This is a genomic window from Streptomyces sp. NPDC091416, assembly GCF_044756845.1.
Lineage (GTDB): Bacteria > Actinomycetota > Actinomycetes > Streptomycetales > Streptomycetaceae > Streptomyces.
In genome coordinates this window covers 40472-60220 of record NZ_JBIVTU010000021.1, presented here as the reverse complement: position 1 = coordinate 60220, position 19749 = coordinate 40472, and the positions used below count along the sequence as shown (strand labels likewise).

Here is a 19749-nt window from a genome sequence, read left to right as displayed (position 1 = left end):
CGGTGTGGCCCCTGTCACGGGGGCTTCACCGGGCCCGGAATGGATGCCGCGCCCCCCAGGTTTTAGCCTGTGGGGGCGCGGCTTTTCCCTTGGGGCTGTCCGACCCCGATTCCCGGACAGGCCCCACACCTGCGTGGATGTCCACGCAGTGACAGCTCTGAGGAACGAGGCACAGATGACCGACCCGGTGACGCTGGACGGCCAGGGTTCGATCGGCGAGTTCGACGAGAAGCGGGCCGAGGCGGCCGTACGCGAGCTGCTCATCGCCGTCGGGGAGGACCCGGACCGGGAAGGGCTGCGGGAGACGCCGGGGCGGGTGGCGCGGGCGTACAAGGAGATATTCGCGGGCCTGCACCAGGAGCCCGAGGACGTCCTGACGACCACGTTCGACCTGGGCCACGACGAGATGGTGCTGGTCAAGGACATCGAGGTGTTCAGCACCTGTGAGCACCACCTGGTGCCGTTCCGCGGAGTGGCGCACGTCGGGTACATCCCGGCGACCAGCGGCAAGATCACCGGCCTGTCGAAGCTGGCCCGCCTGGTGGACGTCTACGCCCGCCGGCCGCAGGTCCAGGAGCGGCTCACCACGCAGATCGCCGAGTCCCTGATGGAGATCCTGGAGCCGCGCGGCGTCATCGTCGTCGTGGAGTGCGAGCACATGTGCATGTCGATGCGCGGGATCCGCAAGCCCGGGGCGAAGACCCTGACCTCGGCGGTGCGCGGACAGCTCCGCGACCCCGCGACGCGCGCCGAGGCCATGAGCCTGATCATGGCGCGCTGACGCCGGGCGGGAAACGGGCAGAACAGGCGGCACCAGCAGGCTGCGAACGGGCAGAACGGGCGGCACAAGCAGGCTGCGAACGGGCAGAACGGGCGGCACGAGCAGGCTGCGGAATGCGGAGAACGGGCGGCACAAGCAGGCTGCGGAACGGGCGGCGGCGGTCTACGCCGCCGCCGCGTTCTTGTTGTCGTCCTCGTCGTCCGGGAGCTTGCAGACCCGCTCCAGGAACAGGGCCGCCGCGATCACCGCGATGCCGGCCAGGACCGCGAAGCCCGCGTAGATGGCCTGGTCGCGGCGGGCCGGGATGTCCAGGGAGCCGAGCAGGAAGACTCCGATGCCGCCGTACATCCCGGCCACCAGGGCGACGACGAGGGCGCTGGCCTGGCCGAAGACCACGGCACGGGCCGCCATCAAGGGCTCGACGCCCTTCGCGCCCGGCCGGCGCTCGCGCTGGGCGCGCAGCCGGGAGCGGAGGGAGAGCGCCGTCGCCAGCAGGACCACGGCGATCACCGCGAGTACGACGGGGGCGAACAGCGGGACGCTCGGCAGGGTGCCGAGGGAGTCCCAGAGGCGGGCTCCGGCCCAGGACAGCACCCCGGCCCCGGCGAAGAGGCCGGCCAGTACTCCGAGCCGTAGTTGCTTCACCGGGTGAGCCGCCCTTCGCCGCCTGTGGATGTCCAGGCCGGTGGATGTTCCGGCCTGTGGATGTCCTGCTGTTTCCTTCGAGCCTAACGACTACTCGGGCAGCCGGAGTTCCAGGTCGGCCCGGGGCAGTACGCCGTCGCGTCCCACACCGGCCAGCAGAGCGGCGACGGCGCCGGCGCCGGGCAGTTGGGCCTCGGGATCCACGTCGTGCCACGGGGCGAGCACGAAGGCGCGCTCGCGGGCCCGGGGGTGGGGGAGGGTGAGCTCCGGGTCGTCGGAGACGACGTCGGCGTACGCGACGATGTCCACGTCGATGGTGCGCGGCCCCCAGCGCTCCGCGCGTACCCGGTCGAAGGCCTCCTCGATGGCCTGGCCGCGCTCCAGCAGGGAAGACGGGGGCAGCGTCGTCTTCACGACGACGACCGCGTTGAAGTACGACGGCTGGGAGCCGGGCTCGACGCCCCATGGCTCCGTCTCGTACACGGGGGAGACGGCCTTGACCCGGAGGCCCGGGGTGTCCTCCAGGGCGTCGATGGCGCCCTGGAGGGTCTCCAGGCGGTTGCCCAGGTTGGAGCCCAGGGAGATCACGGCGCGTTTGGGGTTGGAGAGGGTCATGTCCGCGGCGTCCACCTGCTCGACCACGGAGGCGGGAACCGGCTGTACGGTCGGGTCGCTCTGCCCCTCGGTAGAAAATGCAGTCATGCTCGGCTCCGGGTGATGGTGACGGTGACGTCGTCGAAGGGGACGGTGATGGGCGCATCCGGCTTGTGGACCACGACCTCCACCTCCTCGACGCCTTCGTGCTTGAGGCACTGCTGGGCGATGCGTTCCGCGAGCGTCTCGATCAGATCGACCGGTTCGCCCTGGACCACGGCCACGACCTCTTCGGCGACCACGCCGTAGTGCACGGTCCTGGTGAGGTCGTCCGCGGCTGCCGCGGGGCGGGTGTCGAGGCCGAGCACCAGGTCCACGATGAACGTCTGTCCCTCTTCCCGTTCCCGGGGAAAGACGCCATGGTGCCCACGGGCCTTGAGGCCGCGCAGCGCGACACGATCCACGCGAATCACTCCTGCTGTTGTTGTCGACGGGGCACGGAGCCACGTGCGGGCGGCCGCGTACCCATTTCCGAATCTACCTGCGAGCGCCGACAGTCCCGCCCCGCGGGGCTGTGGACATGGCGGTACGGGACAGGTAGCCGCTGATACCCCGATGTGCCCGGTTCCAATCCCGCGAGCTGCCTTTCGGGCGCACAGCGGCGTTGCAGCCGTTCAGGACGGGGAGTCTTCGTCCTCTTCCTCACCGGTTTCGGCCAGTACGGGCGAGCCGTGGTGGGACCAGAGCTTCCAGCCGTCCGGAGTGCGGCGGAACACATTGGTCGCGACGACCAGTTGGCCGACGAGCGGCCCCAGGGAGCTGCCCTCCTCGGCGGGACCGCCGCTGAGGATGTTCTCGGTGCACGTCACCAGGGCGGTGTCGCCCGTCATCGAGATCCCGACGTCGGTCAGGAAGAACTGGATGTACTCGGTGTTCGCCATGATCAGGGCGTAGCTGCGCAGTACCTCGCCGCGTCCCGTGAGCACCGGCCAGCCGGGGTGGACGCAGGAGACGGTGAGGTCCTCCCCGGGCAGCCAGAGCCCGGTCAGCTCGTCGAGGTCGCCGCGCTCCATGGCTTCGTAGAAGGCGGTGTTGGCCCGCTCGACCGCCTCGATGTCGTCGGCGGCGGAGGTCTGCTCGTCCTGCGGCTCGTTCACGCGGCTCCCTCGACCGCGCGGGCGACCCGGACGGCGTCGGCGGTGGCCCGCACCTCGTGGACCCGGACGGCCCAGGCACCGGCCCGGGCGGAGAGCGCGGAGACCGCGGCGGTGGCCGCGTCGCGCTCGCGGGCGGGCGGCGGGGCTCCGGCTTCACCGGCCAGTACGTGCCCCAGGAACCGCTTCCGCGACGCGGCGACCAGCAGCGGGCGGCCGAGGCCGTGCAGCGCGTCCAGCCGGGCGATGAGCGACAGGTCGTGGGCGGCGTCCTTGGCGAAACCGAGGCCCGGGTCGATCACGATCCGTTCGGGGGCGACACCCCCGGCGACCACGGCGTCCATCCGGACCCGCAGCTCCTCGACGACCTCGGCGACGACGTCCCCGTACACCGCCCTGCTGTTCATGGACTCGCTGAAGCCGCGCCAGTGCATGACGACGAACGGCACCTCGGCGGCGGCGACGACCGGCACCATGTCCGGGTCGGCGAGCCCGCCGCTCACGTCGTTGACCAGGACCGCTCCCGCGGCGACGGCCTGCTCGGCGACCCGGGCCCGCATGGTGTCCACGGAGACCGTTACCCCCTCCGAGGTCAGGCCGCGGACCACCGGGACCACGCGCCGCAGCTCCTCCGACTCGTCCACCCGGCTCGCGCCGGGGCGGGTCGACTCACCGCCGACGTCGACCAGGTCGGCGCCCTCGCCGACCAGGTCGAGGCCGTGCTTGACGGCCGCGGTGGTGTCGAACCAGCGGCCCCCGTCGGAGAAGGAGTCCGGGGTCACGTTGACGACACCCATGACCGCGCAGCGGTCCCACTCCGGCAGGCCCTGCACCGTGCCTCGTCCATGCAACGTACTCATACGACCAGCGTAGGCCCGTACGGGGACCGGTCACGCCGGACGGACACCGTGCTCCCCCGTGGAGGCCCGCACGTGCGGGCACGGGCGCCGCCCGCCGGCCGGCAGCCGGCGGGCCAGCGGGCGGGGGAGCGCGAAGCTGACGAATCCTTCCGCCTGCATGGCCGCCAGCGAGATCCGGGGCAGGTCGCGGGCGGTGCGGTAGACCACGAACCGGGGCTCCCAGCGGGGCCGGAACTTGGCGTTGAACTTGTACAGGGACTCGATCTGGAACCAGCGCGACAGGAAGACGAGCAGCCCGCGCCAGACCCGCAGCACCGGCCCGGCCCCCAGCTTCTCGCCGCGGGCCAGCGCGGAGCGGAACATCGCGAAGTTCAGCGAGACGCGTGCGATGCCGAGCCGGGGCGCGGCCTGCAGGGAGGCGACGATCAGCAGCTCGTTCATCCCCGGGTCCGCGGCGCGGTCGCGGCGCATCAGGTCGAGGGACATGCCGTCGGTGCCCCACGGGACGAAGTGGAGCACGGCCTTCAGATCGCCGTACGGGGAGTCCGCGTCCTGCTCCCCGGCCTTGTGGGCGGTGGCGACGAAGCAGTCCTGGTCGGCGCCGTCGCCGATCCGGCCGAGTGCCATGGAGAAGCCGCGCTCGGTGTCGGTGCCGCGCCAGTCGGCGGCGGCCCGCCGGATGCGGACCAGTTCGGCCTCGCCGATGTCGGCGACGCGCCGGACCCGCGTCCGGTACCCCCCGCGCTCAATGCGCTTCACCATCTGGCGCACGTTGCGCATCGCGCGTCCGGCGAGCGAGAAATCCGCGACGTCCACCACCGCCTCGTCGCCCAGTTCCAGGGCGTCGAGTCCGGTCTCGCGGGTCCAGACCTCGCCGCCGGTCTCGCTGCAGCCCATCACGGCGGGGGTCCAGGAATGCGCCCTGGCCTCGTCCATGAAGCGTTCGATGGCGCCGGGCCAGGCCTCCACGTCGCCGATCGGGTCGCCGCTGGCCAGCATCACCCCGGACACCACGCGGTAGCAGACGGCGGCCTTGCCGCTGGGGGAGAAGACCACGGCCTTGTCGCGGCGGAGCGCGAAGTGCCCCAGCGAGTCGCGGCGGCCGTGCCGCTCCAGCAGGGCGCGCAGCCGGACCTCGTCGTCCTCGGTGAGACGGGCGGCCGGGTGCTCGGGCCGGAAGGCGAGGTAGATCGTGGTGACGGCGGTCAGCAGGCCGAGCGCGCCCAGTGAGTAGGCCACGGTCCAGGAGGTGTCCCCGGCGTAGTCGACCGGGCCCTCGAAGCCGAACAGCCCGTACAGCACGTGCTGGAGCCGGTCCGCGATGCCGGGGTTCCCGACCAGACGGCCCGGGTGGACGCTCACGATGACCAGGCCGAGTCCGAGCGATCCCGCGCCGAGCAGGACGAAGTTGGCCAGTGCCCTCCAACGGCTGCGCGGGTCGGGGAGCGCGGCGAACTCACTCCGGTGGCGCACCAGCAGGTAGCACAGCGTCAGCGAGACGACGGCGCCCAGGACCGAGTGCCGGTAGGTGAACTGGGCCACCGCACCGGCCGGGAGCAGGACGACGGCGGCCCGCCAGGCCCGGCGCTTGTGGCGCTTCAGGCCGTGGGCCAGGAGCAGCAGCAGGACACCGGCGCTCAGTGAGAGCGCGGCGGCGAAGGGGCCGAGGGCGCCGGGGAGCACCTCGGCGAGGGTGTGCATCCGGCTGTGCCGGAAGCGCGGGAAGACACCCGCGGCGACGTCGATCAGGCCGACGGCGGTGCAGGCGGCGCCGACGAGTGCCGGCACGGTCTCGGGCCGCGGTCCGTGTACCAACTTGCGTACACCATTCGGAACCGATCCCGATTTATCCCCATCTAGCGTGACAGACATCGCTTCCCGTGGTTCCGCGAGAGATTCTTGGAGTCCGTCGGCCGGAGCCCTGCGGACGATGTGCGACCTCTAGGACGAGGCTTCCGGCCCGTGGGTTCACCCGGCACCCGGAAATTTCCTGACAAGAAAGTTCTACCGTCATGGGCCTTACCGGCAACGCAGTGCTGATCCTGGCGATCACGCTGGCCGTCGTGCTGTTCGCCGTCACGATCTGGTGCTGGCCCGGGCTCGCCCGGCGCAGCGTTCCCGTGGTGTTCGGCAGGGTGGGTCTGTTGCTGGCGACGCAGGTGGCGGTCTTCGTGGCCGTCGGGCTGATGGCCAACAACTCGTTCCTCTTCTACGGCTCCTGGGCCGACCTGTTCGGCCGGCAGCAGGATCTGGGCGTGGTGACCGACCATGCCCGGGGGACCCTGGCGGAGAAGAACATCGTCCGGGTGGGGACGCGGCGGCCCGATGTGCCGGGAGGCTCCCGTCCCGCCTCGGCCGGGCGGATCGACAAGGTCGTGATCGCGGGCCGGAGCTCGGGGATCCAGACCTCGGCCTATGTGTACCTGCCGCCGGAGTACTTCCAGGAGGCCTACGCCCGGCGGAAGTTCCCGGCGGTGGTGGTGCTGACCGGATACCCGGGCACTGCGGAGAACCTCATCAAGGGCCTCGACTACCCCAAGACATCACTCGGACGGGTGCGGGCGGGCCGCTCCCAGCCGATGATCCTGGTGATGCTGCGGCCGACCGTGGCGCCGCCGCGGGACACCGAGTGCGTGGACATAGCGGGCGGTCCGAAGACCGAGACCTTCTTCGCGGAGGACCTGCCGAGCGTCGTCTCGGCGGCGTACCGGGTCGGGCACCACGCCCGTAACTGGGGGATCATCGGCAACTCGACCGGTGGCTACTGCGCTCTGAAGATCGGCCTGCACCATCCGGGACGCTTCGCGGCGAGCGCGGGGCTCTCCGCGTACTACAAGGCGGCCGAGGACCCGACGACCGGTGACCTCTTCCACGGCGACCGGCGGGCGCGCGAGCGCGCCGATCTGCTGTGGTCCCTGGACCACCTGCCGCAGCCCGCGTCGTCCTTCCTGGTGACCACATCCCGCCGGGGCGAGGCGAACTACGCCGCCACGCGGAAGTTCGTGGCCAAGGTGAAGGGGCCCGCGCGGGTCTCGTCCATCGTGCTGGACAGCGGCGGGCACAACTTCAACACCTGGCGCAGGGAGATCCCCGCGGCCCTGGAATGGATGAGCAGCCGGCTCAGCGAGAACTGAGCGCAGGTCCCGCCGGATCCCACGGTGGGCCGTCCGGCGGGAGCTGGGCGCGGGCGCGGCGGTGGGGCGCGTCCGTCCCCACGCGGCGGGAGCTGGGCGCGGGGGCCGGGGCCGTGTCTGTTTCCACGCGGCGGGAGCCGAGCGCGGGCGCCGCGGCGGGGCGCGTCCGTCCCCACGCGGCGGGAGCCGAGCGCAGCCGCCGGGCCGGGCCGGGCCGCGTCAGTCGCCCGAGGTCTTCGCGACGACCGCCACGCTCTCGACGGCCACCTCGGCGCGCGGCACGGCCCGGTCGTCGGCGCTGATCGAACGGCGCAGCGCCTCGTGGAGCCGGGCCGGGGTGAGCACTCCGAGGAACCGGCCCTCGCTCTGCTCGTCGATGACCGCGATCCAGCCGGCGTCGTGCTGGAGCATGGTGGCGAACGCCTGCTTGAGCGGGGCGCCGACGGGCAGCCAGGCCTCCATCCGGCGGGCGTGTTCGCGCACCGTGCCCCGGGTGTCGTCGCCCAGTGCGGCACCGGCCGGGATCCAGCCGTGCAGCCTGCCGTCACCGTCCAGGACCACGGCCCAGCGCGCGCCCTCCGCGCGCAGCCGCTCGGTCGCCCGGTCCAGCGGGTCGTCGAGGTGGACGACCGGCGGCCGGTCGAGGTCGCTCTCCTCGACGGGGGTGACCGAGAGCCGTTTGAGGCCGCGGTCCGCGCCGACGAAGTCGGCGACGTAGTCGGTGGCGGGGGCGCCGAGCACGGTGGCCGGTGAGTCGAACTGCTCGATCGAGCCCTGTCCGTAGACGGCGATGCGGTCGCCGAGGCGGACGGCCTCCTCGATGTCGTGCGTCACGAACAGCACGGTTTTGCGGACCTGGGCCTGAAGCCGCAGGAATTCGTTCTGGAGCCGTTCCCTGACCACCGGGTCGACCGCGCCGAAAGGCTCGTCCATCAGCAGCACCGGCGGGTCCGCCGCCAATGCGCGCGCTACGCCGACGCGTTGGCGCTGGCCGCCGGACAGCTGTTCCGGATAGCGGTTGCCATAAACGGAAGGATCCAGTCCGACCAGGTCGAGGAGTTCCGCGGCGCGGGCCCGGCCCTTTCCCCGTTTCCAGCCGAGGAGATGGGGGACGGTCGCGGTGTTCTCCAGTACGGTCCGGTGCGGAAACAGTCCGACCTGCTGGATCACATAGCCGATGCGGCGCCGGAGTTGGACGGGGTCGATGGCGGATATGTCGTCCCCGTCGAGGAATATCCGGCCCTCGGTCGGTTCGATCAGCCGGTTCACCATCTTCATGGTGGTCGTCTTGCCGCAGCCCGACGGTCCGACGAGCGTGACGAGTTCACCTTCGGCGACCTCGAAGGAAAGGTCGTCGACGGCGGTGGTGCCGTCCGCATACCGCTTGGTGACGTGCTCGAAACGGATCATGGTTCCCCATTGTCGCGCGTGTTCTGTGAAGGACGTGTTGCTGGAATACAACGGCCTCGGCGATTGTCAGTGGTCGAGGATAGGCTCGCCGGACATCAGTACGAGAGGCGATCGGGAGGTGGGGGCGGATGGCCGGACAGAACTGCCTGGTGACGAACGACTGGATCTGCGGTGAGTATCTCCGCTCCCGCAGCCAGGAGTTGACGGACGCGACGGTCCAGCACATCTGGATCACCGCGGTCTCGGTGGCGATCGGGGTGGCCGTGGCCTTTCCGCTGGCGCTGCTCGCCCGTCGTGGCCGGCACTTCGCCGGACCCGTGCTCGGGCTGACGACGGTGCTCTACACGGTGCCGTCGCTCGCGATGTTCTCGCTTCTGCTGCCGCTGTTCGGGCTCTCCGCGGCCCTCGTCGTCACCGGGCTCGTGCTGTATTCGCTGACGATTCTCGTACGGAACATCCTGGCGGGTCTCCAGGCCGTTCCGAAGGAGGCGAAGGAGGCCGCCCGGGGCATGGGGTACGGGCCGGTGCGGCTGCTGTGGGAGGTCGAACTCCCGCTGGCGATGCCCGCGTTGATGGCGGGAATACGGATCGCCACGGTGTCCACGATCGCGCTGACCACCGTCGGGTCGATCGTCGGCCGCGGCGGCCTGGGCAACCTGATCGAGGACGCTCTGCCGAGCTTCTTCAAGGCCCAGGTGCTGGCCGCCTCGGTGCTCTGCGTGCTGCTCGCGGTGGTCGCGGATCTGCTGCTGCTCGGCGTCCAGCGGTTGCTGACCCCCTGGACCCGCATACCGGCCGCCCGTGATGCCGCGGGCGCACCCGTTCCGGCGAAGGCGGGCTGACCCGTGGGAGTTCTCGGCGAGGCCTGGACCTGGCTCACCACCGGCGCCAACTGGTCGGGGGAGAGCGGGGTGGCCCACCGGCTCGGCGAGCATCTCTACGTCAGCGGAGTGGCGCTCGCCCTGTCCTGCGCCATCGCCCTGCCCATCGCCCTGTACCTCGGGCACATAGGGAAGGGCGGTGCGCTCGCCGTCAATATCTCCAACGTGGGGCGGGCGATCCCGGTCTTCGCGGTGCTGGCCCTCTTCATGGTCTCGCCCCTGCGCAACGCGGGATACATACCGACGATCATCGCGCTGGTGCTGTTCGCCGTGCCGCCGCTGCTGACCAACGCCTACGTCGGGATGACGGAGGTGGACCGTTCGGTGGCGGAGGCCGCGCGGGGCATGGGCATGTCGGGCGGCCAGCTCTTCCTCCGGGTCGAACTGCCGCTGGCCTACCCCATGATCATGACCGGGCTGCGTTCGGCGGCGGTTCAGGTCGTGGCCACCGCGACGATCGCCGCGATGGTCGGCCAGGGCGGTCTCGGCCGGATCATCACCGCCGGCTTCAACACGTACAACACCCCGCAAGTGGTCGCGGGCGCCCTGCTGGTCGCCGTCCTGGCGCTGCTGGTGGAGACGGCACTGGTCGGCATCGACCGGCTGCTGTCCCCGCTGCGCCGCCGCAGGACCGCATGAGCGGCCCCGCTGCGCCGCCGCAGGACCGCATGAGCGGCCCCGCTGCGCCGCCGCAGGACCGCACGGGCGTCCGGCGGACCCGCTCGACCGATCACGCACATCGCAACCGATAACGCACATCGCATATGGCCTCGTTGCCGTGGACGGAGAACAGTATGAGCAGGACCTCGCGCCTGGCCGGCGCGGTCATCGGCATCGTCGCGCTCGCGGGCTCGCTCGCCGCCTGCGGAGGCGACAGCCTGGAGAAGGACAAGGGCGGATCCGCCGCGTCCGACGCGGACAAGGGCTCGGGGAAGAAGGGCTCGCTGGTCGTCGGCGCCGCCGCCTTCACCGAGTCCAAGGTGCTCGCGGAGCTGTACGCCGGAGTTCTGTCGGAGGCCGGATACAGCACGTCGGTCACCACGGTGAAGAACCGCGAACTCTACGAACCGTCCCTGGAGAAGGGTGAGATCGACGTCGTGCCGGAATACGCGGCGACGATCGCGGAATTCCTCAACGCCAAGGTGAACGGGGCGAAGGCGGCCGAGGCCGAGCCGGTCGCCTCGGGCGACACCGCGGCCACGGTCGCCGCCCTGGAGAAGCTCGCCACTCCGCGCGGGCTGAAGGTGCTGCCGGCCGGTGCGGCCGTCGACCAGAACGCCTTCGCGGTCACCAAGGAATTCGCCGACAAGAACAAGCTCAAGACACTCTCGGATCTCGGCGCCTCCAAGATCAAGGTGAAGATCGCGGCGGGCGACGAGTGCGAGGTGCGGCCGTTCTGCGCACCCGGGCTGAAGAAGACGTACGGCATCGACGTCACCGGCATCGACCCCAAGGGAGTCGGTACGCCGCAGTCCAAGCAGGCGGTCAAGGACGGCAAGGACCAGCTTGTCCTGACCACCACCACGGACGCGGTGCTGGACACCTTCGGCCTGGTCTTCCTGGAGGACGACAAGAAGCTGCAGAACGCGGACAACGTGCTGCCCGTCCTCAATGCCGAGGACGCCGGTGCGCAGGACATCGCCGACGCGCTCGGCAAGCTCACCGACGCGCTCACGACACAGGATCTGGCGGAACTGAACCGCAAGGTCGACGCCGAGCGCGCCAAGCCCGCGGATGTGGCCAGGGAATACCTGGAGACGAAAGGTCTGATCAAGAAGTAGCAAGGGCGGAATGCGCGATTCAGGGGCCGTCAGGTAACTGCCGGGGAACAGATTGCCGGGCGGCCTCCCAAGAGGACCGTACGCACGGTAAATTTCAGGCCATGTCACGTGGACGCCATCGCCATTCGCCACCTCTGCACAGAATCCTTCCGCCTTCGGTCGTCGCCGGAGCGGCGGTCCTCTGTGGAGCGGGAGCCTGGCTGCTCGCCGAACCGCTGGTCCTGCGCGGGCTGGTGGCCGCAGCGGCGGCCGCCGCCGTCACCGGCGCGTATCTGATGCGCAGCTGGGACCGGGAGGCGGGCCGCCGCGTAGCGGAGCTGACGCGCGCCCGCGCGAGTGACGAGTGGCGCGCCGAGGAACGCGTGGCGGAGCTGGAAGCCGATCTGGAGGAGTCGCGCGAACTGCGCGCCCGCCTGGAGACGAAGCTGCGCCGCAAGCGCGTGGAGCTCGCCGGGCTGCGGGGCGAGCACGCCGCGCTGCTGCGGCGGTACGCCAACGCGGAGACCGAGCGCGCCAGTGTCCTGGAGAGCCGCAGGCAGCTCGCGCTGGAGGCGGCCGCGCCGCCCCGCGAACTGCCCGCGGCGCGCAGCACCCCGACCCCGTCCGCGTATCTGCGGGCCGCCCAGGCCCTCGACGACCTCTCGCGCAACGGGGCGCTCCAGGAGGCCCGGCGCACCGCCGAGCAGGCCAGGGCGCGCGATCTCGCCGAGCGGGCCCGGGAGGCGGAGGAGCCGCGGGGCAAGCACGCGGCGGCCGCGGACCGCCGGGCAGCCGCCGGGCAGTCGGGCGCCGAGCAGCACCGCCGTCCGCAGGCCGCCCTGCCGGCGAGCCGGCCGGACCGGGCCCTGCCCGCCCCGCGCCCGGTTCCGGCCGCCAGCGCGGTCGTTCCGTACGCGGCGGCGCGCCGCCACCTGGTGCCGCAGGGCAGCTTCGACTTCTTCGGCACGCAGAAGGCGCACGAAGCGATCGAGTCCGTACAGAACGAGGACCTCGCCGACGTGGTGGGCGAGGAGGCGCTGGCCGCGCACCGTACGGGCGCGGCCGAGAACCGCGCCGTCGGCAAGGTCATCGACCTCACCGCGCACGACGAGACCGAGCAGCTGGACGTGGCGGAGCTGCGCAGCGCGATCTCGTAGGACCGGGCAGCGGCGGCCCGTCGGTTACTTGTCGATGTCGCCGACGACGAAGAACAGCGAACCGAGAATCGCCACCATGTCGGCGACGAGCGTGCCCGGCAGCAGTTCGGTGAGCGCCTGGATGTTGTTGAACGAGGCGGAGCGGAGCTTCAGCCGGTACGGGGTCTTCTCGCCCTTGGACACCAGGTAGTAGCCGTTGACGCCGAGCGGGTTCTCGGTCCAGGCGTAGGTGTGGCCCTCGGGGGCCTTCAGTACCTTGGGCAGCCGCTGGTTGATCGGCCCCGGCGCCAGGTCCGCCATCCGGTCCAGGCAGGCGTCCGCCAGGTCCAGCGCGTTGTGCGTCTGCTCCAGCAGGCACTCGAACCGGGCCAGGCAGTCGCCCTCGGTACGGGTGACGACCTTCAGGGTGTCCCGGAGCTCTCCGTACGCCAGATACGGCTCGTCGCGCCGCAGGTCGAAGTCGACGCCCGAGGCGCGGGCGATCGGTCCGGAGACCCCGTAGGCGTGCACCGCCTGTGCCGACAGGACGCCCACCCCGCGGGTACGGCCCCGGAAGATCTCGTTGCCGAGCACCAGCTTGTCGTAGACGTCCATCCGGGAGCGGACCGACGCGACGGCCTCCCGGGCGCGGCCGAGCCAGCCCGCCGGGAGGTCCTCCTTGAGGCCGCCGACCCGGTTGAACATGTAGTGCATCCGGCCGCCGGAGACCTCCTCCATCACGGCCTGGAGCTCCTCGCGCTCCCGGAACGCGTAGAACACCGGGGTGATCCCGCCCAGTTCCAGCGGGTACGAGCCGAGGAACATCAGGTGGTTGAGGACCCGGTTCAGTTCGGCGAGCAGGGTGCGGGTCCACACCGCGCGCTCCGGCACCTCCATGCCGAGCATCCGCTCGACGGCCATCACGACGCCCAGTTCGTTGGAGAACGCCGACAGCCAGTCGTGGCGGTTGGCGAGCATCACGATCTGCCGGTAGTCACGGGCCTCGAAGAGCTTCTCCGCGCCGCGGTGCATATAGCCGATGACCGGTTCGGCGTGCTGGATGCGTTCGCCGTCCAGGACGATGCGCAGACGGAGCACGCCATGGGTGGAGGGGTGCTGGGGGCCGATGTTGAGCACCATGTCGGTGCTTTCCGCCGCGCCGCCGATGCCGACTGTCGTCTCCGTCATGGGGGACAGTATCGCCTGCGGTCCGGCGTCGCGGGGCTCCGCCCCGGACCCCGCTCCTCAAGCGCCGGAAGGGCCGGACCGTGCCGGGCCCGGGACGCGTTGCGTCAGCCAGCCGAAGTCGCCCAGTCCGCCCCGGGCCGTGAGTTCCGCGGCCTCGCCCGCCGAGGCCAGCGCCCGCACGTAACCCGCCGGATCGCGCGACGCGAGCGACAGCGGCGGGCGTTCACCGCTGACGCCCAGCTCCCGCAGCGCCTCGCGCTGGGTGCGGATCTCCGCGCCCGGCCCGCCCGCCGCCGCGCACGCGTCCAGGGCCACGTGCGAGGTGAGGTCGCAGCTGCCGTCCGGCACCGGCCGCACCTCGCGCCCGGCCCGGAAGCCGGTCAGCGTGCCGAAGGGCGGCCGCTCCTCCCGTACGTGGCAGTAGTCCACCGCCACGGCGAGCCCGCCGGACAGTGAGGCCACCGCGTCCGCCCACGCCTCGTCGCGCGGGCGGCCGATCTCCGCCCTGCTGCCCGGCCCCGCCGGGGGCCACCAGCGGCGCAGCCACTCCGCGTCCGCCCCGCTCACCGGTTCCCCCAGCCGCTGCGCACCGTCCGCCGTCCGCACCAGGACGTACCGCCGGACGCCGTCCGGGTCCGTCCCGGCGACCGGCACCGGCACGTTGTCCAGCCACTCGTTGGCGAACAGCAGCCCGCGCGTCCCCCGCGGCGGCTTCGCGCACCACTGGATCCGTGGGTCCAGACCGGGCGGACGGGCGGCGAGTTCCACGGCGTACGCCCGTACCGTGAGCCCGTCCCCGCCCTCGGCCGGGAGCGCGGCGAGCACGCCCGTCAACAGCTCTCCGCGCCCCGCCCCCAGATCCACCAGGTCCACACACGAGGTCCGCAGTTCCCCGGCCGTCCTGACCAGCAGCCGTGCGACGGCCGCGGCGAACAGCGGGGAGGCGTGCACCGAGGTGCGGAAATGCCCCGCAGGCCCCTCCTGGCTCAGGTAGAACCCCCCGTCCCCGTACAAAGCGGTCTCGGCCGCCTCCTGCCACCCACGCCACTCATCCGTCACGTTCCCAAGTCTCCACCTTGGGGAGTACGGTCTCCGGACCCGGATCGGCCCTTCGGCTGACCCCTGCCCCCCTCGCCCTTCCCTACGCTGGGTTACGTGCAGCGCCTCTACGACTTCATCCGCAGACACCCGACGGGCGTCGACAGCTTCTGGGCTGTCTTCCTCCTCGGGCTCTCCGGCATGACGATCGTGGTCGGCGACCCCGGGCTCGGCGGCCGCGCGGAGCGCATCGCCATCGTGCCGGTCGTCATCGGCCTCTGCGTCGTCGTGGCGCTGCGCCGGCGCGCCCCCGAGAAGATGCTGCTGCTCGCCATCGCGATGGGCGTGGCCCAGCTGGCGTTCGGGGTCAGACCGACCGTCGCGAACTTCGCCATGCTGGTGATCACCTTCACCGTGGCCACGGTCGGCGAGCGCTGGGCCTCGCGGCTCGCCCTGGCGTGCAGTCTGTGCGCGGCCACGCTCTCCCAGCTCCGCTGGCCGGAGCGGGAGGACGTGCCGCGCGGCTGGGCGGAGTCGGTCTTCCTCGTCGTCGTGATGACGGTGCCGTTCGTGCTGGCCTGGGTGCTCGGCGACTCGATGCGGACCCGGCGGGCGTATTTCGACCAGCTGGAGGAGCGCGCCGCCCGGCTGGAGCGGGAGCGCGAGGCGCAGTCGAAGGTAGCGGTGGCGGCGGAGCGGGCCCGTATCGCCCGCGAGCTCCACGACGTCGTCGCGCACAACGTCTCGGTGATGGTGGTGCAGGCGGACGGCGCCGCCTATGTGATGGACGCGGCCCCCGACCAGGCCCGGCAGGCGCTGGAGACGATCTCCAGCACCGGCCGGCAGGCGCTCGCGGAGATGCGCCGGCTGCTGGGCGTGCTGCGCACGGGCGACGGCCCGGAGACGGGGGAGTACGTACCGCAGCCCGACGTCGAGCAGATCGAGGATCTGATCGAGCAGGTCAGAGCGGCCGGTCTGGCCGTCGACTTCAGGATCGAGGGCACCCCGCGCACGCTGCCCAGCGGAGTGGAGCTGACGGCTTACCGCATCGTGCAGGAGGCCCTGACCAACACCCGCAAACACGGCGGTCCGAACGCCGGGGCCAGTGTGCGGCTGGTCTACTTCGACGACGGGCTCGGCCTGCTGGTGGAGGACGACGGCCGGGGCGCGGCGCACGAACTGTACGAGGACGGCGGCGCCGACGGCGCGGGCCACGGCATGATCGGTATGCGCGAACGGGTCGGCATGGTCGGCGGCACACTGGACGCCGGCCCGCGCCCCGGCGGCGGATTCCGGATCAGCGCGCTGCTGCCGCTCAAGGCGGCGAACTAAGGCGTGTTTCGAGGCTTCCGGGCCTGCCGATACGCCGATACCGACCGCAGGACGAACAGGAGACAGGGACCCCATGGCGATCCGCGTGATGCTCGTCGACGACCAGGCGCTGCTGCGTACCGGCTTCCGGATGGTGCTCGCCGCGCAGCCGGACATGGAGGTCGTCGCCGAGGCCGGCGACGGCGCGGAGGCGATCGAGAACCTCCGTTCCACCGCCGTCGACGTGGTGCTCATGGATGTGCGGATGCCCCGGCTGGACGGTGTCGAGGCCACCCGCCGCATCTGTGCGGAGCCCGATGCGCCCAAGGTGCTCATCCTGACGACGTTCGACCTCGACGAGTACGCCTTCTCGGGGCTGAAGGCGGGGGCCAGCGGCTTCATGCTCAAGGACGTGCCGCCGGGCGAACTGCTCGCCGCGATCCGTTCCGTGCACAGCGGCGACGCCGTGGTCGCCCCGTCCACCACCCGCCGGCTGCTCGACCGCTTCTCGCCGATGCTGCCCAGCAGTACGGCCGAGCCGCAGCACAAGGACGTCGCCAAGCTCACCGAGCGCGAACGCGAGGTGATGCTGCTGGTCGCCCAGGGCCTGTCGAACGGCGAGATCGCGGGGCGGCTGGTGCTCTCCGAGGCGACCGTGAAGACGCATGTCGGCCGGATCCTGACCAAGCTGGGCCTGCGCGACCGGGTGCAGGTCGTGGTCCTCGCGTACGAGACCGGGCTGGTGCGCGCCGGCGGCGGGGCGGGCTGACCGGTGGGCGCGCTCCTGTGGATCAACGGACCGTTCGGTGGTGGCAAGACACAGACGGCGTACGAGCTCCGGCGGCGGCTGCCCGGAAGCGTGGTCTGCGACCCGGAGCACGTGGGCTTCGGGCTGCACCGGACGCTGCCGCCCGCGCTGCGCGGTGACTTCCAGGACCTGCCGGCCTGGCGCCAGGGGGTGCACGACATGCTCGCGCTCGCCCTGAGCGGCCATCCCGGCACGGTCATCGCCCCGATGACCCTGGTCGACCCCGGCTACTTCGCGGAGATCGTCGGGCGGCTGCGCGAGGAGGGGCGCACGGTGCGTCACTTCGCCCTGCTGGCCGAGCGCGAGACCGTGCTCGGCCGACTGCGCGAACGCGGCCTCGGACGCGGCCTCAAGCGCGAGAGCTTCGCCGTCGCGAAACTGGACCACTGCCTGGAGCGGCTCGAAGCCCCGGAGTTCGCCGAGCACATCCGTACCGACCGGCTGACGGTCCCGCAGGTCGCCGACCGGATCGCCGCTTCGGCGGGCCTCACGACGCTGCCGGACACGGACAGCGCGCTGCGGCACCGGGTGCGGCGGGCCTGGACGGGCATCCGGCACATCCGGTTCGACTGAGAGGGCGCGCCCGCCGGGCCCTCAGCGCAGGATCCCCTCCAGGAAGTCGCTGCCGAGCCGCGCCACCACGGTCAGGTCCAGCTGGTGCAGCACGTACCGGCCGCGGCGCCGCGTCGTGACCAGGCCCGCCTTCTTGAGGACGGTGAGATGGCGGGAGACCTCGGGGGCCGTGATCCCGTTCGTGTCGGCGAGCTCGCCCGTCGTGTAGGGCGAGCGGGCGATGTTGCGGCACAGGCGCATGCGCAGCGGGTGGGCCAGGGCCTCCATCCGGAGCTGGAGCAGTTCCACCGAGGCGGGCGAGGGCAGCTCGGGCCGGTGCACGGGGTAGTGGATCACCGGTCGCCAGCCGGGGGCGTGCAGCACCATCAGATGCGGCCAGCCGAGGCTGGTCGGGATGAGGGTGAGACCGGCGCCGACGGCGGGATCGGTGGCGTCGGTCGAGCCCTCGGTCAGCTTGTCCACGCTGATCCGTGTGCCGTCCTCGTCGACGGAGAGCGCGGGCGAGACCGCCCGCACGGCCTCCGCGATCCCCTTGTGGCGCAGCAGATCCGTCTTGTGCCGTGCGTCGGCCGCCAGCGGGACCCGCACCCGCTGCCAGGTGTCCGCGAAGAACGCCTGGTCGCAGTCCTCGAAGAGGCGCCGGATCCAGCGGCGCACGGGCGCGGGGTCGGCCAGCAGCCGCTGGGTGAACTCCACCTGCTGCGGGCCGCGCGCGGCCGCCATGTCCAGGGCCCGGGCCCGCATGCCGGGATCGTGGAGCGGGGAGGCCGCACCGGTCCCGTACAGGCTGGCGCAGGTGAACTCCAGGGCGGCGGAGACGAACCGCTCGTCGTCCAGCCGGTCCAGGATGTCCAGGTCCTCGGCGAGGTCGGCGCCCGTCCTGCCGCTGCCGCCGAGGACGCCGGCGAACGGCATGAAGATGTCCGAGAACGTGTTCCGCCACAGGAAGTCCGCTTCGTGCAGCCGGTCGGCCAGGTCGGGTTCCAGGGATGTGGTGGCGGCGGTCGCCCAGCCGTGCAGTCCCGGGTGGTGCCCCGGCTCGGAGAGCGCGTGCAGGGCGACCCCCAGCTCGACGAGGGGCGAGGTCTCGAAGACGACGTGCCGGGGGTCGAGGCCCGCGATGTCGATGGTTACGCTCACCCGTCCATGGTGCGGGGTGCGGGGGACGGCCCGGACCCCGATGGACGGCCGGCGTCAATCGGCGGCCCGCCGGGCCCGCCTCACTGCTGCCGAGCCACCCGCTCCAGGAAGTCCGCCGCCGCCGCGCGGACGTCGGCCGCCGTCCACTCCAGCCCCGCCTCCGACACCGTGACCTCGGTGAACGACACCCCGGGCGGCCCCGCCGCAGCGGGGTGCCACAGGCGGAACAGGGCCACGCCCGTCTCCTCCACCTGGCACAGCGCCGCCTCCTCCAGCACGTCCGCCGGGTAGGGCAGCCAGACCTGGAACTGGTGGGTGTGCGGCGGATCCGGATGCACCCGGAACCATCCGGCACCGGCGTCGGTGAAGCCCTCGGCCAGCGCCGCCGCGACCACCTTCGCCCGGGCCACGTACGACGGCAGCTTCGGCAGCTCGCGGTCCAGGCCGATCAGCGCGGCGAGCGCCGCCGGGAACTGCTGGAAGAGCTGGCCGCCGTACCGGTGCCGCCAGGTGCGGGCCTCCTCGATCAGCGAGGCGGACCCGGCGAGCGCCGCCCCGGAGATTCCGCCGAGGGTCTTGTAGAACGACACGTACACACTGTCGGCGAGCGCGGCGATCTCCGGCAGTTCCCGCCCGAAGCGGTCGGCGCACTCCCACAGCCGCGCTCCGTCGAAGTGCACCACCGCGTCGCGTTCGCGGGCTGCCGCGACCACGGCCTCCAGTTCCTCCCAGGTGGGCAGGACATAGCCCGCGTCCCGCAGCGGGAGCTCCAGCATCAGGGTGCCGAACGGCTCCGCGAAGTCGCGGATCTCGTCGGCCGTGGGCAGTCGCGGCTCGTGGGTCGGGTGGACCGTGCGCAGCCCGCTGACCGAGGAGAGGGCGTCGCGCTCGTGGACCTCGGGGTGGGCGAGCGGGTGCAGGGCCACCACCGGGTTTCCGGTGCGCCCGGCCCAGCAGCGCAGCGCGACCTGCTGCGCCATCGTGCCGGTCGGGAAGAACGCGGCGGCTTCGGTGCCCAGCAGTCCGGCGATCCGGCGCTCCAGCTCGGCGACGATCCCGTTGCCGTAGATGTCGGCGGGCCGGTCGAGATCGGTGACCGTGGCCGCTCCCGCGGTCAGCGCCGCCAGCTGTTCGCCGAGCGGGCGGTCCACCGGCGAGCGGGACAGGAGTTTCCGGGCCCGGCGCCACGCGGCGATGCGGCGCAGCCGCTGCGGGTCGGGCTCCTCGTCCCCGTATCCGCGGGGGGCCGGCGGTCCGTCCGCCGCCTCGTCGTGCACCTGCTCGTCTGTGTCTGCCATGGGACGATCATCACGCAGAACTCCGTCCCTGCCCAAAG

General features: G+C 72.0%; 20 protein-coding genes. 9 read left to right on the top strand and 11 right to left on the bottom strand.

Annotated elements, in window-relative coordinates; all coding sequences use genetic code 11:
* Positions 1 to 175: 175 nt before the first annotated feature.
* Positions 176 to 781: a GTP cyclohydrolase I FolE gene (gene folE, locus ACIQMX_RS38390; RefSeq protein WP_093547466.1), complete on the top strand. Its 606-nt coding sequence runs from the start codon at positions 176 to 178 to the stop codon at positions 779 to 781.
* A gap of 162 nt (positions 782 to 943) precedes the next feature.
* Here the strand turns inward: folE and ACIQMX_RS38385 are convergent, their stop codons facing one another.
* From ACIQMX_RS38385 to ACIQMX_RS38360, 6 genes are all read right to left on the bottom strand, one after another.
* Positions 944 to 1426, bottom strand: a complete 483-nt coding sequence (locus ACIQMX_RS38385) for a DUF3180 domain-containing protein (RefSeq protein WP_402485234.1) — start codon at positions 1424 to 1426, stop codon at positions 944 to 946.
* Positions 1427 to 1516: 90 nt separating this feature from the next.
* Positions 1517 to 2128 (bottom strand): 2-amino-4-hydroxy-6-hydroxymethyldihydropteridine diphosphokinase, encoded by a 612-nt coding sequence (gene folK, locus ACIQMX_RS38380; RefSeq protein ID WP_363071610.1) that lies wholly within the window; start codon positions 2126 to 2128, stop codon positions 1517 to 1519.
* Entirely contained in the window at positions 2125 to 2484 is a 360-nt protein-coding gene (gene folB, locus ACIQMX_RS38375; protein WP_328894785.1) for a dihydroneopterin aldolase, read from the bottom strand. Before folB ends, folK begins: the two co-directional genes overlap by 4 nt.
* A gap of 210 nt (positions 2485 to 2694) precedes the next feature.
* Positions 2695 to 3177 carry a nuclear transport factor 2 family protein gene (locus ACIQMX_RS38370; RefSeq protein ID WP_363071608.1) on the bottom strand — a complete coding sequence of 161 codons (483 nt, stop codon included), beginning with the start codon at positions 3175 to 3177 and terminating at the stop codon, positions 2695 to 2697.
* Complete coding sequence (folP, locus tag ACIQMX_RS38365; RefSeq protein ID WP_363071742.1) at positions 3174 to 3971, bottom strand: dihydropteroate synthase; 798 nt, start codon at positions 3969 to 3971, stop codon at positions 3174 to 3176. The genes ACIQMX_RS38370 and folP overlap by 4 nt, the downstream gene beginning before the upstream one ends.
* A 93-nt stretch (positions 3972 to 4064) precedes the next feature.
* Positions 4065 to 5906 carry a phosphatidylglycerol lysyltransferase domain-containing protein gene (locus tag ACIQMX_RS38360; RefSeq protein ID WP_363071606.1) on the bottom strand — a complete coding sequence of 614 codons (1842 nt, stop codon included), beginning with the start codon at positions 5904 to 5906 and terminating at the stop codon, positions 4065 to 4067.
* A 140-nt stretch (positions 5907 to 6046) separates the two neighbouring features.
* On the opposite strand from ACIQMX_RS38360, the gene ACIQMX_RS38355 reads away from it, so the two are divergent.
* The gene (locus ACIQMX_RS38355) at positions 6047 to 7168 is read left to right on the top strand and encodes an alpha/beta hydrolase-fold protein (protein WP_363071604.1); all 1122 of its coding nucleotides are present in this window, start codon (positions 6047 to 6049) and stop codon (positions 7166 to 7168) included.
* A gap of 219 nt (positions 7169 to 7387) precedes the next feature.
* Here the strand turns inward: ACIQMX_RS38355 and ACIQMX_RS38350 are convergent, their stop codons facing one another.
* Positions 7388 to 8578, bottom strand: a complete 1191-nt coding sequence (locus ACIQMX_RS38350; protein WP_402485229.1) for an ABC transporter ATP-binding protein — start codon at positions 8576 to 8578, stop codon at positions 7388 to 7390.
* Positions 8579 to 8706: 128 nt separating this feature from the next.
* On the opposite strand from ACIQMX_RS38350, the gene ACIQMX_RS38345 reads away from it, so the two are divergent.
* The 4 genes from ACIQMX_RS38345 (at position 8707) to ACIQMX_RS38330 (ending at position 12376) form a co-directional block, all read left to right on the top strand.
* Positions 8707 to 9420 (top strand): ABC transporter permease, encoded by a 714-nt coding sequence (locus tag ACIQMX_RS38345; protein WP_363071600.1) that lies wholly within the window; start codon positions 8707 to 8709, stop codon positions 9418 to 9420.
* 3 nt (positions 9421 to 9423) lie between these two features.
* Positions 9424 to 10098 (top strand): ABC transporter permease, encoded by a 675-nt coding sequence (locus ACIQMX_RS38340; RefSeq protein ID WP_306070622.1) that lies wholly within the window; start codon positions 9424 to 9426, stop codon positions 10096 to 10098.
* A 155-nt stretch (positions 10099 to 10253) separates the two neighbouring features.
* A complete protein-coding gene (locus tag ACIQMX_RS38335; RefSeq protein ID WP_363071598.1) occupies positions 10254 to 11240 on the top strand; it encodes an ABC transporter substrate-binding protein in 987 nt (328 codons plus the stop codon).
* Positions 11241 to 11341: 101 nt separating this feature from the next.
* The gene (locus tag ACIQMX_RS38330) at positions 11342 to 12376 is read left to right on the top strand and encodes a hypothetical protein (protein WP_402485225.1); all 1035 of its coding nucleotides are present in this window, start codon (positions 11342 to 11344) and stop codon (positions 12374 to 12376) included.
* Between the two features lie 24 nt (positions 12377 to 12400).
* Here the strand turns inward: ACIQMX_RS38330 and ACIQMX_RS38325 are convergent, their stop codons facing one another.
* Positions 12401 to 13543 (bottom strand): NADH-quinone oxidoreductase subunit D, encoded by a 1143-nt coding sequence (locus ACIQMX_RS38325; RefSeq protein ID WP_363071594.1) that lies wholly within the window; start codon positions 13541 to 13543, stop codon positions 12401 to 12403.
* Positions 13544 to 13600: 57 nt separating this feature from the next.
* Entirely contained in the window at positions 13601 to 14602 is a 1002-nt protein-coding gene (locus ACIQMX_RS38320) for an SAM-dependent methyltransferase (RefSeq protein ID WP_363071592.1), read from the bottom strand.
* A 96-nt stretch (positions 14603 to 14698) separates the two neighbouring features.
* Here ACIQMX_RS38320 and ACIQMX_RS38315 point away from each other — a divergent pair, with 96 nt between their 5' ends.
* From ACIQMX_RS38315 to ACIQMX_RS38305, 3 genes are all read left to right on the top strand, one after another.
* Positions 14699 to 15913, top strand: coding sequence for a sensor histidine kinase (locus ACIQMX_RS38315; protein ID WP_363071590.1), 1215 nt, complete (start codon positions 14699 to 14701; stop codon positions 15911 to 15913).
* 73 nt (positions 15914 to 15986) lie between these two features.
* Positions 15987 to 16661 carry a response regulator gene (locus ACIQMX_RS38310; RefSeq protein ID WP_402485221.1) on the top strand — a complete coding sequence of 225 codons (675 nt, stop codon included), beginning with the start codon at positions 15987 to 15989 and terminating at the stop codon, positions 16659 to 16661.
* A 3-nt stretch (positions 16662 to 16664) separates the two neighbouring features.
* The gene (locus tag ACIQMX_RS38305) at positions 16665 to 17273 is read left to right on the top strand and encodes an AAA family ATPase (RefSeq protein WP_363071586.1); all 609 of its coding nucleotides are present in this window, start codon (positions 16665 to 16667) and stop codon (positions 17271 to 17273) included.
* 21 nt (positions 17274 to 17294) lie between these two features.
* On the opposite strand, the gene ACIQMX_RS38300 is transcribed toward ACIQMX_RS38305, so the two are convergent.
* Positions 17295 to 18413 (bottom strand): DUF5937 family protein, encoded by a 1119-nt coding sequence (locus ACIQMX_RS38300; RefSeq protein ID WP_402485218.1) that lies wholly within the window; start codon positions 18411 to 18413, stop codon positions 17295 to 17297.
* An 80-nt stretch (positions 18414 to 18493) separates the two neighbouring features.
* Entirely contained in the window at positions 18494 to 19711 is a 1218-nt protein-coding gene (locus ACIQMX_RS38295; protein WP_402485215.1) for a threonine aldolase family protein, read from the bottom strand.
* Between the last annotated feature and the right edge of the window lie 38 nt (positions 19712 to 19749).

Bases quoted from the DNA above. Each gene is read 5' to 3' on its own strand.
- ACIQMX_RS38345 (WP_363071600.1), top strand. From the start codon at position 8,707: ATGGCCGGACAGAACTGCCTGGTGACGAACGACTGGATCTGCGGTGAG.
- ACIQMX_RS38325 (WP_363071594.1), bottom strand. From the start codon at position 13,543: ATGACGGAGACGACAGTCGGCATCGGCGGCGCGGCGGAAAGCACCGAC.
- ACIQMX_RS38350 (WP_402485229.1), bottom strand. From the start codon at position 8,578: ATGATCCGTTTCGAGCACGTCACCAAGCGGTATGCGGACGGCACCACC.
- ACIQMX_RS38335 (WP_363071598.1), top strand. From the start codon at position 10,254: ATGAGCAGGACCTCGCGCCTGGCCGGCGCGGTCATCGGCATCGTCGCG.
- folP (WP_363071742.1), bottom strand. From the start codon at position 3,971: ATGGGTGTCGTCAACGTGACCCCGGACTCCTTCTCCGACGGGGGCCGC.
- folK (WP_363071610.1), bottom strand. From the start codon at position 2,128: ATGACTGCATTTTCTACCGAGGGGCAGAGCGACCCGACCGTACAGCCG.
- ACIQMX_RS38355 (WP_363071604.1), top strand. From the start codon at position 6,047: ATGGGCCTTACCGGCAACGCAGTGCTGATCCTGGCGATCACGCTGGCC.
- ACIQMX_RS38295 (WP_402485215.1), bottom strand. From the start codon at position 19,711: ATGGCAGACACAGACGAGCAGGTGCACGACGAGGCGGCGGACGGACCG.
- ACIQMX_RS38360 (WP_363071606.1), bottom strand. From the start codon at position 5,906: ATGTCTGTCACGCTAGATGGGGATAAATCGGGATCGGTTCCGAATGGT.
- ACIQMX_RS38310 (WP_402485221.1), top strand. From the start codon at position 15,987: ATGGCGATCCGCGTGATGCTCGTCGACGACCAGGCGCTGCTGCGTACC.
- ACIQMX_RS38330 (WP_402485225.1), top strand. From the start codon at position 11,342: ATGTCACGTGGACGCCATCGCCATTCGCCACCTCTGCACAGAATCCTT.
- folE (WP_093547466.1), top strand. From the start codon at position 176: ATGACCGACCCGGTGACGCTGGACGGCCAGGGTTCGATCGGCGAGTTC.